At 41.3% G+C, this 17954-nt stretch carries 15 protein-coding genes and 3 pseudogenes; 12 read left to right on the top strand and 6 right to left on the bottom strand.

Annotated features, from left to right (window positions below; translation table 11 throughout):
• Positions 1-18: 18 nt before the first annotated feature.
• Positions 19-3255, top strand: coding sequence for a glycoside hydrolase family 2 protein (locus tag NSQ50_RS23095; RefSeq protein ID WP_076222828.1), 3237 nt, complete (start codon positions 19-21; stop codon positions 3253-3255).
• A gap of 220 nt (positions 3256-3475) precedes the next feature.
• Here NSQ50_RS23095 and NSQ50_RS23090 read toward each other — a convergent pair.
• From NSQ50_RS23090 to NSQ50_RS23070, 4 genes and pseudogenes are all read right to left on the bottom strand, one after another.
• Positions 3476-3643 (bottom strand): annotated as a pseudogene (locus NSQ50_RS23090) (transposase); the annotation flags it as partial.
• Positions 3644-3934: 291 nt separating this feature from the next.
• Positions 3935-4717: an MBL fold metallo-hydrolase gene (locus NSQ50_RS23080; protein ID WP_076222826.1), complete on the bottom strand. Its 783-nt coding sequence runs from the start codon at positions 4715-4717 to the stop codon at positions 3935-3937.
• 202 nt (positions 4718-4919) lie between these two features.
• On the bottom strand, positions 4920-7433 hold the full coding sequence (locus NSQ50_RS23075) for an excinuclease ABC subunit UvrA (protein ID WP_076222825.1): 2514 nt from the start codon (positions 7431-7433) through the stop codon (positions 4920-4922).
• 71 nt (positions 7434-7504) lie between these two features.
• Entirely contained in the window at positions 7505-7918 is a 414-nt protein-coding gene (locus tag NSQ50_RS23070) for an Lrp/AsnC family transcriptional regulator (RefSeq protein ID WP_076222824.1), read from the bottom strand.
• A gap of 147 nt (positions 7919-8065) precedes the next feature.
• Between NSQ50_RS23070 and NSQ50_RS23065 the strand changes: the two genes are divergently transcribed.
• On the top strand, positions 8066-8437 hold the full coding sequence (locus tag NSQ50_RS23065; RefSeq protein WP_076222823.1) for a VOC family protein: 372 nt from the start codon (positions 8066-8068) through the stop codon (positions 8435-8437).
• A 512-nt stretch (positions 8438-8949) separates the two neighbouring features.
• Here the strand turns inward: NSQ50_RS23065 and NSQ50_RS31655 are convergent.
• Positions 8950-9213: a helix-turn-helix domain-containing protein gene (locus tag NSQ50_RS31655; protein ID WP_076222821.1), complete on the bottom strand. Its 264-nt coding sequence runs from the start codon at positions 9211-9213 to the stop codon at positions 8950-8952.
• Between the two features lie 89 nt (positions 9214-9302).
• Between NSQ50_RS31655 and NSQ50_RS23055 the strand changes: the two are divergent.
• Positions 9303-10031: pseudogene (locus NSQ50_RS23055) on the top strand (family 4 glycosyl hydrolase); the annotation flags it as partial.
• A 132-nt stretch (positions 10032-10163) separates the two neighbouring features.
• Here the strand turns inward: NSQ50_RS23055 and NSQ50_RS23050 are convergent.
• Positions 10164-10832: an ArsR/SmtB family transcription factor gene (locus tag NSQ50_RS23050; protein WP_076222815.1), complete on the bottom strand. Its 669-nt coding sequence runs from the start codon at positions 10830-10832 to the stop codon at positions 10164-10166.
• Between the two features lie 332 nt (positions 10833-11164).
• Here NSQ50_RS23050 and NSQ50_RS23045 point away from each other — a divergent pair.
• The 9 genes and pseudogenes from NSQ50_RS23045 (at position 11165) to NSQ50_RS23010 (ending at position 17741) form a co-directional block, all read left to right on the top strand.
• Positions 11165-12046 (top strand): annotated as a pseudogene (locus tag NSQ50_RS23045) (NAD(P)/FAD-dependent oxidoreductase).
• An 85-nt stretch (positions 12047-12131) separates the two neighbouring features.
• Positions 12132-12473, top strand: a complete 342-nt coding sequence (locus NSQ50_RS23040) for a thioredoxin family protein (protein WP_076222812.1) — start codon at positions 12132-12134, stop codon at positions 12471-12473.
• Positions 12474-12670: 197 nt separating this feature from the next.
• Positions 12671-13330 carry a carboxymuconolactone decarboxylase family protein gene (locus NSQ50_RS23035; protein ID WP_143760453.1) on the top strand — a complete coding sequence of 220 codons (660 nt, stop codon included), beginning with the start codon at positions 12671-12673 and terminating at the stop codon, positions 13328-13330.
• 24 nt (positions 13331-13354) lie between these two features.
• On the top strand, positions 13355-14083 hold the full coding sequence (locus tag NSQ50_RS23030) for a DsbA family oxidoreductase (RefSeq protein WP_076222808.1): 729 nt from the start codon (positions 13355-13357) through the stop codon (positions 14081-14083).
• A gap of 91 nt (positions 14084-14174) precedes the next feature.
• The gene (locus NSQ50_RS23025) at positions 14175-14519 is read left to right on the top strand and encodes an OsmC family protein (RefSeq protein WP_081386851.1); all 345 of its coding nucleotides are present in this window, start codon (positions 14175-14177) and stop codon (positions 14517-14519) included.
• A gap of 14 nt (positions 14520-14533) precedes the next feature.
• A complete protein-coding gene (locus NSQ50_RS31650; RefSeq protein ID WP_370511378.1) occupies positions 14534-14659 on the top strand; it encodes a hypothetical protein in 126 nt (41 codons plus the stop codon).
• 361 nt (positions 14660-15020) lie between these two features.
• A complete protein-coding gene (locus NSQ50_RS23020) occupies positions 15021-15461 on the top strand; it encodes an OsmC family protein (protein WP_076222806.1) in 441 nt (146 codons plus the stop codon).
• A gap of 50 nt (positions 15462-15511) precedes the next feature.
• Positions 15512-17206, top strand: a complete 1695-nt coding sequence (gene lpdA / locus NSQ50_RS23015; protein ID WP_081386849.1) for a dihydrolipoyl dehydrogenase — start codon at positions 15512-15514, stop codon at positions 17204-17206.
• A gap of 178 nt (positions 17207-17384) precedes the next feature.
• The gene (locus NSQ50_RS23010) at positions 17385-17741 is read left to right on the top strand and encodes a MarR family winged helix-turn-helix transcriptional regulator (protein WP_340949752.1); all 357 of its coding nucleotides are present in this window, start codon (positions 17385-17387) and stop codon (positions 17739-17741) included.
• The last annotated feature ends 213 nt before the right edge of the window (positions 17742-17954 follow it).

Below are 17954 nucleotides of genomic sequence, written 5' to 3'. Positions count from 1 at the left end.
TGTCAAGGAGCGAGCAGCATGAATAACGAAATCAATTGGCCCCGGCCCTGCCTCAACCCTCTGCCGCATCGGATAAGTAACACGGAAAAGTTCCTGGTAAGCCTTTGCGGGGGAGACTGGAAATTAAATTTATCCCCTGCGGAAGACTTTTTTGATCCAGCCGCAGACCTTTCCGGTTGGTCAAATACCTCTGTTCCTCTGCAAATTGATGCGGGTGAAGAGGAGTACGCATATGCACGCGAGTTATACATTCCTGCAGAATGGGAGCAGAACAGAATTTTTCTGCGTTTTGACGGAGCTAACTGTTATGCGCGTGTGTTCATCGACGGCAGTTTTGTTCGCGATCATTATGGAGGTTTTGTCACATGGGATTGTGACATTACCGATTACATCCTTCCCGGACAGGCACACCGTCTTGTAGTAGGGATTACCGATAAGTCATCTGAGGTGAATCCGTTTCATCGGGGAGGGCTGATCCGTGAAGTGACTCTCTACACCGTGCCTCAGACCTATCTTGCCCGTCTACATGCCGAGACTGTGTTTGACGGAAACTATTCAGATGCAACTCTTACCGTCTCAACTATAATTGCAGGAGGAAACGGAACAGTGGAGCTAATGCTGACTTCTCCAGACGGCGAGGAACTGCCGCTTCCGCCTCTTGCCGGGAACGCTGGAATTGACTTGTCCGGCACTTATCCCATCACAGGTCCACTGAAATGGGACAGTGAGCATCCTTATCTGTATACCCTTACAGCTTCGGTAATCACAGAAGAGGGTTGTGTTGAAGTAGTTGTCAAGAAAATAGGTTTCCGTCAGATTGAACGCAGAGGAAACGAAGTGTTTGTTAACGGGCAACTGCTTAAGCTTCGAGGTATCAATCGTCACGACATTCATCCTGTAACGGGCAGAGCACTTCCCCGAGTGCTGATGGAGGAAGATGTACGTCTGTTTAAGGAAGCCAATATTAACTTTATCCGTACAAGCCATTATCCGCCCAGTCCCTATTTTTTAGATTTGTGCGATCAATATGGCATGTATGTAGAAGATGAAATTGCGGTGTCTTTCCTGGGCTATGGCACTTGGTATAGCCAGAGTGACCCTGAGTTTATCTCTTGTTTTATGGGACAGTTTGCGGAAATGATTGAACGGGACCGCTCTCACCCCAGTGTAATCATCTGGTCACTGGCCAACGAGAGTTATTGGGGAGACAATCTGGCACTGATGAACGCATATGCCCACAAGGAAGACCCAGGTCGCTTAACTATCTTCAGTTATCCCCTTACGCAAATGGAAGATGACCTTCCGGTGGATATCTGGAGTGTGCATTATGATAGATGGGACAGAGATCTTGCCGATTTAACGGATTGCTTCCGCCGGAGTCACCGTGAGCCAGGCGACTGGCCGGTGCTTCACGATGAATCGACTCATATTCCTTGCTATAACCGAAGAGAGCTTCAGCGGGACCCGGGAGCCCGCGATTTCTGGGGGGAGACCATTTACCGGTTTTGGGACAGACTGTGGAAGACCGACGGGGCTTTGGGGTGTGCTATTTGGGCAGGGGTTGATGATATTTGGGTGAAGGACGAGAATTCATTCACTTTTCCCTGGGGAATTATTGACGGCTGGCGGCGAACAAAACCGGAATATTGGCATACCCGCAAAGGATATTCTCCGATTGTTCTGTTAGGTGAACCTGAGAGTCAGAACGGCCATATCGTCCAAATGGTTCAGAACCGGTTCAATCATACCTGTCTAAGTGAAATTCGCATCGGCTGGAAACTGGAAGGAGAGTATGGAGAAATCCAGGGACCGGCCATCTCCCCCCGGGGCGAAGGCTTGCTGGTTATCCCATCCCCTTTCCGGCCGGGGGCGAAGCTGGAACTGACCTTTACCGATCCTTTCGGATATCAGGTGGACGAAGCCATGTATTTGCTGGATGCGCAGCCGGTCCGGCTGCCTTGTCTAAGTGGGGGAGAACCCACCATTGAATGGAGAGAGAAGTTTGTGCGGATTAGCGGACTGAACTTCTCTTTGTCATTTTCGGTCGAGACCGGATTAATCACCGAAGGATACCATGGGAATACGCTGTTGCTCACCGGAGGACCATTCCTGACCTTGACTGGATTGGAACTTCGCCCGTGGAAGCTAGAATCTATGGATGTCTGTCCGGCTGAAGGCAATGCCAGGATTACATTGAATGGCTCTTATGGAGAAGTACAGGTATGCTTTGTAATATCTGTGGATGCATCCGGACTTATGGAAACCGTCTATAAGGTTAAGAATATGCCTTATGCAAGTCCCTGGGAAATTGCTATTGGCAGCGGTATTACGTCCCATTCCGGCGGGTATGACGAGGTTGGAGTCTCGTTTACTGTATCTGGGGATTTGAATACCTTGAGCTGGAGGAAAATGGGCTTGTGGAATGTTTATCCAGACTCGCACCTGGCCCGTCTGGAGGGGACTACGGCCAAGTTCAATCCAGAAGGGTTGAACCACATCGCCAGTCCTCCTGGCTGGGACTGGCGGATGGATGAGAAAGACACAGCTCTTTTCGGCAAATATGATATAGGCCGCCGGGGCACCCGCGATTTTGCAAGCATGAAGCCATCTATTGTCTATGCCACTATCGGGAATGACAGCTCGGCTTTTACCGCGCTTTCTGACGGGAGTGATTCTGTACGGATGGAGGTGGACTTCAAGCCGGAGCATATCATATCAGACCAGCATTCAGCTATCGTATACAAAGGCAGATGGTTCAGGCAGGACACCAGACACCGTAGTCTGGGAGGAACCGAGATGTGGTCCAAAACAGCGGGGGATAGCTGTGAATATACGTTTACGGGGACCGGAATTGCCTGGATTTCCAGTCTGGACCGGATTTGCGGCATAGCCAGAGTGTATATTGATGGCGAGCTCAAAGACGCCCAGATTGATTTAGGGGTTAGTCGCGCCGGTAAAAACGCCCGCGGCTACACAAAATATTACCGTCAATTGGTATACTCCATTCAGGACTTGCCTATGGGCAAGCACATCCTTCGCATTGAGGTGACAGGCGAAAAGGCAGCTGGCTCAAACAACAGTTACGTGAATATCGATCATTTTCTTGTGATGGATGGAAATGAGATCGGAGATACCCGGTTTGTGATCAACAGCGAGTTCAATTATCCGGAGCTCTCCTGGGGAGACTATACCAAACCTCCAATTGTCGTCTCGTCCGGATATAAACGCTGTATTTACACCAAACTTGGGCGATAATGCTGGGCTTATGAAGCGTATAGGACTTTTTTCGAATTTAAAAGAAGGCTGGAAGAAAGTAAGGAAGATCCATTCATAAGCGCATATTTTACCAATGAAGAATCTTTATGTGCGTCGAAGTCACTTGTTTGCGGTTGTTTTGATCTTAATCGAGGATATTTTTTGCCGGAAGTTGTACTTCCGGCATTTTGTATTTTTAACACATGAATTTAAGCAAGTGGTTCAGGCATTGAATCGTCAGAACACTGAGTTCAATTTCTGCGATATTCAACCAGCTGCCATGCTTAGGGGTGTAATGGATTTCCAACCGTTCTGCCAAGGCTAATGCGTGTTCAGGTGTAAAGGTTTCATACAAGGACAAGATCGTATGGGTATTCAAGTTGTCCACACCAGCCGAACCCGTTCGATCCATTCGCGTTCTTTCGGTCATATTCTTGACGACAAAGCCTATGGCTCCGAAGCGATTCGGAATTGGATTACAGCTAAGCAGGCATCCAACACCATCCCGCCTAAGCGAATAGTCCAAACCCATGGAACGTCGATTGGTATCGGTATAAAGAACGCCACTTAGTGGAGTGCTTTTTCAATAAAATTAAACACTTTCGCCATGTGGCTACTCGTTACGACAAGTTGGCCAAGTCATTCTAAATTGACTCAATGAAGAGTTTTCAGACACGACCTAGTACTCTAATTTCTCCCCATCTTCCGGAACTGAAAACTTTGCGTCAAATCCGTGCTCTCTTGCAAAGTCTTTTAACTCTTTACGTGTTAGATAAGCATGATTAACTGCCTCCATATGGGTTGCAAACAATTCAGCTTCTGGAAGAGTTTGATGTACTTTTAATACACCTTCTGCCCCCATAATTAACGGCCCACCAATTTCAAATTGATTGTTACCTGCGTTAATAATTACAACATCCGGCTGATATTTTTGTAGATTTTTCTCCACTTCGTCATACCAAACGGTATCACCTAATAAATAAACAGTCTTCTCACTTTCATGCTTAAAGACAACACCGCAAGCAGGACCTGATATTGCTAGCATCTCGTCAACACTTGCGTGTTTTCCATTGGTATGAGTTAAAGAAATTCCCTCAAAATGTGTCTTATCACCTATTACATAAACATTCTTAAACCCTTGCTCACGAAGTGTAGTTGCATCATCTTCATTTTGCGAAAATAAAGGAATTTGTTTATGTATTTGTTCACTTGCCGCAGGATCCCAGTGATCTGGATGCAAATGCGTTACAATCAATGCATCCACGCCTTCTAGAATTTCATTAACTGACATTGGCAATTCAGTTAGAGGATTACTCTCCAAATTTCCAGACATAGGCATCGGTGCATGTGGTGGTGCAAATGGAGGAATTTCACCTTTTTTAGAGAGCATAGGATCTATTAAAAAGATTTTTTTACCATACTTTATTTTTAACGTTGCATTCCTGATTTGTGTAATATACATCGAAAATCCTCCTTTAAATTTATCAAGTTATTTGAGCTCTGTAACTTCCCAATTTGAATCAAAGTACCACTTGCTCATTCTTAATAACCTAATCGGTTTATATTATAATTTTATCGTGTAATAAAAAATCATTACATTATTAAAAAAGGAAAACAGCCAAATTACTTTAATATCTAAAGAATGTAGGAACGATATAATTGATTCATGCAAGATAATTCTTCATATATTTTCCAGTAACACTGGATGTTGTTCTGCAAATTTGTTCTACAGAACCATTTGCCATTAATTGACCTCCATAGCGTCCCCCATTTGGCCCCATATCAACAATGTAGTCAGCATTAGCGATCACATCTAAGTCATGCTCAATTACAATTACTGTTGCTTTACTTTGCACCAATTTATCTAATACACCCACTAATGTAGCAACATCTCGAGGATGCAATCCAATACTTGGTTCATCAAAGATAAATAAGTAGTTTGCTTGTTTTTTCTCTAAATAGTAAGTCAGCTTTAATCGTTGTGCTTCTCCACCAGAAAGTGCTGGCGTGCTTTCGCCTAGATGTAGATAACCAAGACCTAATTCATTTAAAACTTTCAATGTTTTAGAGATACTGGATTGATTTTCAAAGAAAGATTGTGCTTCTGCAACCGTCAATTCCAGTACTTCCGCAATATTCTTTCCTTGCAAAGTAACATCTAATATTTCATCTTTATATCGTTTGCCCTGACATTGTGGACAGACTTCAACAATATCTGGTAAGTACTGAATATCTAGATTTACACTTCCTGTACCCTCACAATAAGTACAAGCTCCTGAATTGTTATTATAGGAAAAATCAGTTGCCTTGAATGCATGTGTCTGATCCGCTTCCGTTTCAAAGAGTTTGCGCAGCTTGTCCATAATTTTAGAGTAAGTGGATACTGTAGAACGAATATTTTTCCCAATTGGATTTGAGTCAATTTCTACGACTTGCTTGATCTTTCCTTCGCCTGTTAACGCAACATGGTCGGGAAGTTTTTCCTTTGCCAATCTGGCTTTCATAGCGGGGACGAGACTGTCTAATACTAATGTGGTCTTGCCTGATCCTGAAATCCCTGTCACAACATTGAGACCGTTCAATACAAACTCCGCACGAACCTCATGAATATTGTTTTTACCTTTAACTGTAACTATCATCTTATCCAGCTGGTTAGCATCTTGAATGTTACGAACAACAAGCTCTGCTGATTTATTTAAGTAAGCAGCAATAACCGACTGATCATTAGTAGATAGTTCACTTGGAGTTCCTGCACCTATAACTTCTCCACCATCTTCACCAGATAAAGGCCCTATTTCAATCAAATAGTCCGCTGCTTCTAAGATGGCCACATCATGATCAACGACGAGAACCGAATTACCTTGTCTAATAATCTGCCGAATAATCTGTATTAAAGCTTGCACATTTTCTGCATGGAGACCAACACTTGGTTCGTCCAAAACATATAAAATCCCTGTCATTTGATTGCGAATCGTACGAGCTAGTTGAATTCTCTGCAATTCTCCTGTTGAGAGGCCGTTCCCTGCTCTATCTAAAGTTAAATAATCCAGACCTAGCGCGACAATTGGTTCTATAAGTTCTCTCAACTCTTTTGAAAGTTGTTCAGCCATATTTTTCATTTCGGCAGGTACCCAGCTAACTAATTTATCTGAAAACTCTTCTAGCTGTAATAAATCATAATGGCTGACTTCTGCAATATTTTTGCCCATAATAAGCGTCGAAAATAGTTCGGGATTATAGCGAGTTCCATGACATCTGGAACAACACCCTACATCATAAAACCGATTTAATCGCTTGATGGTATTTTCATTTTTGGCAGTATTAAAGCTGTTTTCTACTGCTACAAAAGCGTTTTCGTACTTGGCATTAAGTTCAAAAGATTTCCCAGTTGAAGTTGGAACCACAATGACTCGTTTTACTTCTGGTCCATGAAGAACAATTTCTTTCTCTTTATCCGTTAGTTCTTTAAAGGGAAGATCTAAGCGAACACCTTGCTGTTCCGCTAGTAAATGCATATGCGTTCTGCCCGGTAAACGCCAGGATGCCACGGCACCTTCTTTAATAGTTAAATCAGGATTTGGAATAATCTTTTTTAACTGAATTTCTCTTGCTTCTCCTGTTCCTTGACAAGTTGAACAAGCTCCATCTGAATTGAATGCAAAGCTTTCCGCACCATAGACCATGAAAGGGACTTCGCACGTAGGGCAGTTAATAATCCCCATTCTTTCATCTGTCCCCATGAAATCCATGACTTCTGCTACTCGCAGTGTCGGCTCAAGACGATGTCCATTTGGACAAACATGAGAACCTAAACGTGAAAAAATCAACCGTAAAATGTTCAAGGTTTCGGTCAGCGTTCCCACTGTTGAGCGAATGCCGGGTGTGTCTGGTCGTTGGCGTAAGGCAATCGTTGAAGGGAGATTCTTAATTGCTTTCACATCTGAACGTCCCACCTGTTTAATACGACGCCGTGTGTATGTGGACAAGGCATTTAAGTATCGTCTTGTTCCTTCAGCATAGATCGTGTCCATCGCTAAAGACGATTTGCCTGATCCTGATACCCCAGTAATCGCAACTAAACGATTCAAAGGAATATCAATATTAATATTTTTCAAGTTATTCGCATTGGCTCCCTGTACATTGATATGCGTTGGAATATAGTTCATTTCATCCTGCATTGTTATAACCTCTTATCCGCTTTTTTATTGTCAATTATAGTCTATAGCATCTAATTCGTTGTTTAATCGGTTTAAATTAGCTCAGAGATAATGTGTAGGACTTTGTAATTCGCATATTCGTTTAATAGTTCCAAAAAGTTATTCAGCTCTTCATTAGAAGGAAATCCACCTTGGATCATATAATTCATTTGTCCAGAAATTCTATAATGGTGGAGAATAAATTGTTGTTTGGATTGAATAAACTCTAAATATCTTTTATGACTAAGATGCGTCATTTCAGTCTCGATAAACACCTGATGGGTATACCCAAGCTTAGACGGATCAACTTCAATTGTATATTTTTTTATAACGTTTTTATCCTCCAGTTGTTTTATTCTTGCAGAAACCGATGGTGGTGTCATATGAATCAATTGGGCTAACTTATTTTCGCGAATTCTGGAATTTTTTTTTAGCTGTTTTAATATCTCAATATCGGTATTGTCCATTAAGTTATACACTCCTTATTATTTAAAAGAAAAGATGGGATATACCTAATTTTTTAAATTACTATATACAAATTTACGAGTAAAGTATACACATACCATGTTAGCAGATGGTAAACTATAATTTTTATAATTAAAGGAGATTATGACATGGACAAACCACAATTTAATCGCGTTGCCTGGTTCGAAATTGGAGCAAACCAACCTGAAGAGGTAAAAGATTTTTACAGCAAGATGTTTGGTTGGAAGTTTAAAGCAAACAATGATCTGCCTGGTGTGAATTATGATGCAGTGCTTCAAGGAGATGGGGAAATGCCAACAGGCGGTATTCTGCACACTGCAAACAAGCTTGAAGAATACTCAACATTTTATGTGATAGTAGAAGATGTTGTGGCAATGATTGAAAAAGCCAAGACAAATGGTGGGAAAGTTATCTGGGGACCGGTTACGGATGCGTCCAATGTTACATTTGCACGATTAAGTGACAATACTGGACACCAATTTGGGATTTTCTCGATGTAACTGAATGTCGTTCAAAAATTTTGATAAATATAATCCGGAACATTCTCCTCCTCTGAAGTGAAAAAGCCAGTGGACGTTTACTGCGAGTAAAAATCCGCTGGCTTTCAGTGTTTTTTTGCATAAAAAGGCTACCTTTATCGAAAATTAAGTCACCTCAAGAGATTAGCAACTCAATTTTCGCAGCTTAAATTCGGCAGATAAGCCTTGATATAAATGGGCAGGCCCTCAATCAATTGCTAGAGTTGTGTTTGAATAAAATTGTGATTTGCTTATTTGTTTTTTTAGTCACATCTTCTTGCAGGCCTTAGTAAGAACGATTCATCCTCAAACTTGATTTTTTCATTTTCTACCTGCTTTTTGAGCAGAGCAAACGTATGGCATTCTAAGATAATATGCTTGGGCTTCTTCATCAGCCTTAGTAAGCGTCTAAGTAGCCTTCGTATAAATGAATTTTATCAGTTTGAGCATAGCACTGATTACAAGCACACTCATCGAAACGCCAAACTCTCGCTTTAACCATTCCGCGACAAGATCCAAGTATTCAGTTCGATGACTCGACTCGTCAACAAACGAATTTTCCAGCGAGCGTACCCCTTTGGAGGCTCGGAACAAGCTAGCGCAATAATTCGGGCTTCCACCTCACCGGTGATCGATGAAGGACGTGCCGGTTCATCGCGTACTTGAATTAATTGTTTCACTCTGACATCAGCAATGGTGTAGTTGACTTCAATTTTGACAATGCCGAAGCTGCGAAGTTTTTGTAAATTCTGAGACACTGTAGATCGGATGTTAATGAATAATGATTAGCTAAGAAAATAACATTTAAAGATTTTACCTACAGTTAATTTTAAAGGATATAACTTAAGTCCCCATTGTGGCTGTGAAAAATGAATCTGCAGTGCTCGAGAAGAATGGAAATGAATTATTTTTTAAATTCGCGGGGATTAATCATTTGCATTGGCATAAGATTTATGGTGACGACGGCCAAGATCTTACTCTCCAAGCGATTGAAAAACTGTATGGTCCTGATGCGAAAACAGAGAAAATCGTTGAAAATATTAAAAACATGCGATTCCTGCATGAACAGCTTGTCCAATTAGACATGCTATCATGCCCATATCATCGGTACTATTACATGACAGATGCGATGATCCAAGAGGAACTTGAAGAAGCAGAGGGAGAAGGGACTCGTGGACAAGTAGTGAAGCGCCTAGAGGAGCGTTTATTTGAACTTTACAAAGATCCAAATTTGGATCATAAGCCAGAAGAACTTGCGAAATGAGGAGGGGCCTACTATAGTGATGCTTCCTGTGAGATCATTAACTCCATTCATAACAACAAAGGAACTCAGATGGTTGTAAGTACACGCAATAAGGGAACGATCAGTGAACGCGGTTTATTACAATTAATGAAGTCCATGGAGGAATTAACGATTGAAGCCGCTGTTACGGGGAACTACGCAACGGCTCTGCAAGCATTTACGTCTAATCCACTGGTTCAAAGCGGTGACTCGGCTAAAGCGTTGTTGGATGAATTACTTGAGGCTCATAAACAGTATTACCGCAGTTTCACCGGAAAGAAGATAGTATTCTAAAAAGTACCAATTCGTTTTAAAATTTTGTCTACTTAAAAAGGACTTCAGAGACCAATTATATGGCCTTGAAGTCCTTTAGTTATGAAAAAAAGTATAGAATAAATTGTTCTTCGTCGGTTCTAAGAAGTCAGCTTAATGAATTTGAAAATGTTCTTGCCACTCATTTAAGCCCTCTTCCATCCGAAAAGCTGTAAATCCTTCAGATTGTAGTTTTTGAGTGGCCAGAGCTGAGTAGACACACAGCGGACCTCTGCAATATGCGATGACTTCTGTATTTTTCGGTATATCTCTTATAAATATCTCTAACTCTCCCATTGGTATCGAAATTGCTCCAGCAATATGATCCATTTCATACTCTTCTTTAGGACGTAAATCTACCAAAATTATTGAATCATTATTAAGCTTCTCCCTAACCTCATCCATTGTAAGCGTATGAACATCATCAAGATTGTTTAAGAAATCATCTTTCAGTCTGCTAATGTCAGGGAGCTGTTTTTCACTGATCCGCCATAAAGAGGAAAGAAATTCGATGATTTCTGAATCGGCCAAAGAATAAATCGCGTATGTTCCTTTTTTCGAGAATTTAACCAGTTTTGCATCGAGCAGAACTTGAAGATGGCGGGATACATTCGCAATATTCATGTCTGTACAAGTAGCTATTTTTTCTACGGTTCTGGAACCATTGGATAGTACATTCAAGATCTCAAGGCGCTTATCACTGGATAAACATTTTCCGATTCTAGCAAATTGCTTATATAGATCTTCCTTGAAAATTTTAGCAGAGTTCAGCTCTTCCTCCATTATTATCAACCTCTTTTCGTATTAACTTACCTAATTGAGTTTATGGTAATTCAATTGATTATTAGAATTTTAACATAAACCTCCCGAGTAGAGTCAAGTCAAAAGAATGTAATTTGAAGAACAAAGCATATGCATTAAAGGTGCCAATCCGTTGTCATCATTCGGGGATACCAAGCAACTGCTCTGTCGGCTTATTTATGTGTTGACGGAGAGGGATTCCGATGCTATAGTTCAATCAATCAATTGAATAGTAAATAATATTATTCTTAAGTACTGTGAAAACTAATAAATTGAGAGGGATAGTATATATATATCTGTAATAGTAGGAACAGCTGACCGCAGCAATCTATCTGGCCCGTGCTAATATGAATCCACTCATCATTGAAGGACTTGAACCCGGAGGACAGCTTACAACAAGAACCGAAATTGAAAATTATCCTGGATTCCCAAATGGCATAATGGGCCCTGAATTAATGGATAATATGCGTAAACAAGCAGAGCGTTTTGGGGCTACATTTATTAATGGTTGGGTAAAGAAGATCGATTTGGATAAACGACCATTTAGACTGGAAGTCGATGGAAAAGGCAAGATCATTACTGAAACTCTGATCATTTCAACCGGTGCTAGCGCTAAATATTTAGGAATACCAGGCGAAACAGAAAATGTAGGCCGGGGAGTTAGTACTTGTGCCACTTGTGATGGATTTTTCTTTAGAAATAAGGAACTCATCGTAGTGGGTGGAGGCGATACAGCTTTGGAAGAGGCAAACTTTCTAACACGATTTGCTTCCAAAATTACTGTGGTTCATCGTCGAGAAGAACTGAGAGCTTCAAAAATCATGCAAGGTCGCGCTCGTTCAAATCCTAAAATTGAGTGGCTTTGAGCAAGACCCCTCTTGAGGTGGTTGTGGGAGAGCGTGGAGTGACAGGGTTGAAAGTCCGGAACAATGCTTACGGTGAAGAGGAGATCCTAGATGCAGGTGGTGTATTCGTAGCCATCGGCCATCATCCAGATACTGGATTTATAAATGGTCAAATTGATACGGATGAGAACGGCTATATCATTACAGTACCCGGTACATCAATAACAAATATTCCAGGTGAGCTTGCTTCCACAGGATGCTCGCTATCGTCAAGCTATTACTGTAGCAGGAACCGGAGCCATGGCAGCCATGGATAGCGAGAAGTTTATTGATTCTTTGGAAAATAATTAAAATGTCCTAACCGATAGAAAGTTTGGAAATATGGGAAAGTTAATGGAATGGTAAACCAATACATTTATAAAAAGGAGATATTAAAATGAATAAAGTTTCCTCTAAATCAGATTTTGATACAGCTATCCGTTCACCCAAAATCACAGTTGCTGTATTTAAAGCAGACTGGTGTCCCGACTGCAAATTCATTGATCCGTTCATGCCTGAAGTTGAAGAGAAATTTGCGAATGATCTGGATCTCATTGAGGTGGATGTAGATAATGTTGGCACTGTGAGTGAAGAACAAAATATTAAGGGTATTCCAAGCTTTGTAGCCTATGCCGATGGTAAAGAGCTTACTCGATATGTCAACAAGCTCCGTAAATCACGCGAAGAGATTGAACATTTTCTGCAGAGTGCTGTTGAGGTATATAACAAACTTTCATAAGGAACGGTACGACACCAACTTAGAAGGTCTTATTAAAGAGTACGATCATTAACTACATGGATAAACGTACAAATGGAAAAGAAACAAGAGGTTGGAGTCAAGGAGTTGCCTCTTTATATAAGAATTACTTCCGTTTACAAGTGAGGCACTGAGCATATTATATTAACTAAAAATTTCTAATGAATAGAGGGGTTTATATGAATCATCAGGACAGTTTATTTAAAAAATCGAGTTTTAAACGTATTGGAGAATTCAACTCACTTTCTCCAGAAATATTTAAGGCGTTTGTATCCTTTGAAAAGTTAGCATTGGCCGAAGGTAAGCTTACAGCTAAATTTAAGGAACTGATTGCAATTGCTATAGCCCACACCACGGGATGCCCTTATTGTATTGAGGCTCATGTCAAACAAGCTAAGAAAAATGGTGTTTCGAAAGAGGAAATGGCAGAATCGATTATGGTTGCAACCGCCCTCAAAGCTGGTTCGGCGATGGCCCATGGCGTTAATGCATTAAATGCATATGATGAAACCGAAGACGACGAGCTGTACAGTGCCTCTTATATCAATCGGCTGGGGGAGTTTACCCAATTAAGCGGTGATGCTTTTAAAGCCTTTGGTTCTTTTGATCAGAAGGCGTTGAAAGCCGGTATACTCAGTAGCAAGGAAAAGGAATTGATTGCGGTTGCGGTTGCACATACTACTGGGTGTCCGTATTGCATTGATATTCATACGAAAGCAGCCAAAAAATCCGCAGCAACCAAAGAAGAGCTGGCAGAGTCGATTATGGTAGCCACTGCTTTAAAAGCTGGTTCTGCTCTTGCTCATGGAGTGAATGCACTGGTTGCATATGACGAATAACAAATACTGAAAAGGGGTAGACATATGAAAATTGAAATATGGTCTGACATTGCATGTCCATTCTGCTATATTGGTAAACAAAATCTGGAGCGAGCCTTAGAAGGATTATCATATAAAGATGAAATAAGTATTGAATACAAAAGCTTTGAGCTTGATCCGGGAGCTTCTTCATATGATGGGACAAGTTTTGTGGAAAAATTAACCTCTAAGTTTGGCGGAAGAGAACAAGCGAAAGAATTTCTTAGCCACTTAACTCAACAAGCCAAGAACGTGGGATTATCCTTTCAATTAGATAGCCTAAAACCCACAAATACACTGGATGCTCATCGTTTATTAAAATGGGCAAAAACGAATGATAAAGAAAAAGCATTGAATGAAAAATTGCTTATTGCTCATTTTACTGAATCAAGGGATGTAGGAGATCATGATACACTGGCCGATATTGCAGAAGCGGTTGGATTAAGCAGAAAAGAAGCTCTTGAAGTATTGAAAACTAAGGATCTCTATACAGATCAAGTACGAAATGATCAAGATGAAGCTCGTCGCGTTGGCATTAGCGGGGTACCGTTCTTTATATTCAACCAAAAATATGCAGTTTCAGGGGCACAGCCGATAGGATCTTTTTCTCAAGTGTTGGAGAAAGTCTGGGAAGAAGAGCATCCGGCGGCTAAGTTTGAAATTCTTTCTGATGAAACCTCTAGTGCAGGACTATGTACTGATGAAGGTTGCGCGATCCCGCCTAAAAAGTCATAAAGGACATGCGCGTATTCACTTAAGATCGGTCTATGAATTTGTAAAATAGAGGAGTCCTAAACATGGGTAAAATGAACGGGTAGATGTAAATATGCTCGGAAGCTTGGCAGAAAAATATAAGAAAAACCCTGAGGAGGCGATTACAAGTTTTGCTTCTACAGTTAAATGGAAAGATGGGTTTTACTCGGAGGCCGAGGTTGGAGACTATAAGCCGGTATCCGTTGATGAACCAGAGTGGCTATCCGGAACTGGAAAAGGGCCTAATCCGGTTGAGCTTTTGTTAAGTGCACTTGGCGCTTGTGTAGGTGTTGGATTCATTGCAACAGCTAGTGGTATGGTTATTAAAGTATATTCGGTAGAAGTTGATGTTACTGGCGAAATAGATCTGAACGTTTTCTTAGGCTTAAGAGAAGGGGATTCAGGTTTGATGAAATAAACGTTCGTTTTAATGTGGACAGTAACGCAAATGAAACACAGGTAAATGAGTTGGTGGCACAAGCCATGAAACTATCACCGGTGAGAAACACAATTGAAAGAAACGTTAAAGTGAATTCGACGTATACAATTATCCATTAATACCAGGAATACTTGATTGTTTTGCTAGAAGCGTAGACATTATGCGAGGAACACATAGCATAATGTCTACTTTCTTTAGAATTAGGGGCCCGTCCCCTAGTCGGCTATATTGATAGCTGAATATTGCGAGATGGGTAACCCACAGACGGTTTCCATCGATAAGGTAGGTGACTCCTTTTGGCAAACGCCCTACCTAGATCCACAAAAGTGTGCTGGTCTCACTCCTGAAATGTCATTCATTTAAGCTTCTTGAAAAGAATAATTATACTTACTTAGCTAACTATTGACTTTGGACTAAAAGATTGTTACTATTTTCACGAGAGTAAGTTATTTTTTTCACAAAATAAAAGGAGGTTATATTATGTTAACTACGTTTAAAGCTACTGCCACAAAATTGCCAGGAGGTTTGCAGGTTGAGGCTCAATCCAGAGGTTTTAAAATCTTGATCGATGAACCTGAAGATTTAGGTGGAACAGATAAAGGGATGAATCCGGTTGAAGCGCTTCTGTGTGCGCTGGGAGCATGCCAGTCCATCGTTGCTGCTGCTTTTGCGGATGGGTATGGATTCTCGTATGAAGAGTTGTACGTTGAGCTTGAAGGGGATCTGGACCCAGATGGGTTCATGGGGCTGGCGGATGTGAGAAGCGGTTTCCAGGAAATTCGTTTTGTGATGCACTTCAAAACGACAGAAAGCCAAGAAAAAGCAGAAGCTTTTGCGGCATTCATTGAGAAGACCTGCCCGGTTGGAGACTGCTTGGCGAATGGGGTTAAATTGGTACAATCAGGTGTAGTGAGACACTAAACTATTCGCTAAAAGCGGTGCGGCTTTGCGCTTTTTAGTAGTGAAGGAGCATGAATATCTTGGATATTAAAATGTCTATGATTGCTGGGGGAAAAAAGGGAAAAGCAGGAACAATCAATGTGCAGCTTGGGGAGAAGGTTTCTATCGGAGACATACTCGTCGAGGTTGAGACGGGTAAAGGCAATCGAGAAATTACAGCACCCGCAGCGGGGTCCATCAACGAGATTCTTTTTGAAGAAGGTGGAGAAATTTCCTCCAACCAAGTTTTGTTTACATTGGAAACTGCTGATGAAGACACCGGTGTATCATCTGAACCGCAGCCTGCGGGTATGGATCAGCCGGCCATAGCTAAGAAAGTTGAACTATTGATTATTGGAGCAGGACCAGGTGGGTATGTGGCCGCCATTTATGCCGCCAAAAAAGGGATTAAAGTTACATTAGTTGAAAAAGAAGAACTGGGCGGTACATGTTTAAATGTAGGTTGTATTCCAACCAAATCACTGGTTAAGTCTTCTGAAGTTTGTCACTATGTTAAACAATCGTCTTTATTTGGTATCCACACAGGAACGGACCTTCAGGTCGATATGAAGCAGATTATTCGTCGTAAAGATGAAATCAAGGATAAATTAATTTCCGGGATTGACTACTTGATGGAGAAGAATAATATAGAAGTTATCCGCGGGCAAGCTTCTTTCATATCTGCACATGAAGTGAGTGTAAAAGGACAGAACCACTACCATATTTCAGCGAACGACATCATCGTAGCTACAGGCTCCAAAATTTCCAAGGTGAATATTCCTGGCATTGATCTTCCTTTTGTGATGAACAGCACTGATGCGCTTGCATGCACTGAGCTGCCGAAGAGCATCACGATTATCGGCGGGGGCGTCATTGGTATGGAGTTTGCCTTCATCTATCGTTATCTGGGTGTTGAAGTCCATGTAGTCGAATTTATGAGCCGACTGTTGACCATGATCGATAGCGACATTTCTGAAGAAATTAAACATTCGGCGGAGCAAGCAGGAATTCATATCCATACGAACTCGAAGGTAGTCAAAATCCAGCGTGCTGAAGAAGGACAAGCGATTGTAAATTATGAGGATTCCCAAGGTGAGCATCTGCTTGTTAGTGAAAAAGTGCTGGTGGCTATTGGACGGGAGCCTAACTTGGATGGTTTGGAAGTTGAACGAGCTGGAATTCAGCTCAATGAACGTGGACGAGGCATTACCGTGAACGAAAACATGCGTACAAACGTCGATCATATCTATGCGATAGGCGATGTTACAAATATAATGCAGCTTGCCCATGTCGCTTCACATCAAGGTACTACAGCTATTGATGGGATAATAGGCGAATCGGGAGGCATGCACTATACGGCAATCCCGAACGTGATTTTCACTTCACCTGAAATAGCCAGTGTAGGTCTATTAGAGGATGAATGTAAGCAGCAAGGGATGGATTACAGCGTGAGCAAGGTTTCCTTTGCCAGCAATGGTAAGGCGTTAACAATGAATGAACCTGAAGGTTTTATTAAATTGATTAAGGATAATCGCTCAGAAAGAATAGTTGGAGGGGCGATTATTGGTCCCGATGCGTCATCCCTGATCAGTACCTTAACGCTTGCGATTGCCAATGAGCTGACGGAGAAACAAATCATGCACACCGTTTTTGCTCACCCGACTACAGGAGAAGTGATTCATGAAGCTGCTTTCGGCTTTAGCATTGGGGCACTTCATCAAGCATAAAACAGGCTGATGTAGCCATACCATTTCACAAAAAGTGAAATGTTTGCTATCATATTATGAATAGAGGAGAAATACACGGAGATAAAACTGTTGGGATTGGTTGGTGTGTCTATTGTTTAATTTAGAGGATTGCCTTGCTTTTGTCACAAACCGTAGTGGGAAAATCTTTGCAGAAGCATTGGAGAAAGAGTTTCGTCCCTACCACATCACCAGGAGCCAATGGATCGCTATGTATTACATCTATATTCAAGAATCCATTACCCAGCGAGAATTAGCAGAAGAAATGTCGATTAAAGAACCGAGCGTGGTCCGTTTGCTTCAAAAACTGGAATACGATGGGCTTATATATCGCTCTGCTACGAATTCAGATAAACGAGTCAAGCAGTTAGAATTATCTGATAAGGGTGTAAAGGTATGTCTCGACTTAATGCCAATTGCCGAAAAGTTCAAAAACGATACAATCGCAGGTATTTCCAAGGACGATCTTGAGACATTCAAACATGTGTTGAGTATTATGGTTGAGAATACAAAATAGTGAAAATCTTTTGACTTTATTTTAAAAATAAAGTTAAAATAAATTCTCGTAAGTCAGAGGTAACGAAAAAGACATCAGTTTAGGTGATCAAACGTTACTCTTGAATGGATCTTTATAGAACAAAACAAAAAAAAGACTCTTTCGTTTTTGAAGACGAAAGAGTCTTTTTTTATTCGTTGCGCGCCTAGCCAAGCTAGGCACAGCTAACCGGTG

This window comes from Paenibacillus sp. FSL R10-2788 (assembly GCF_038003885.1).
GTDB lineage: Bacteria > Bacillota > Bacilli > Paenibacillales > Paenibacillaceae > Paenibacillus_AQ > Paenibacillus_AQ odorifer.
Note: the sequence above shows the minus strand (reverse complement) of the source record. Positions and strands in the feature narration are given on the sequence as shown.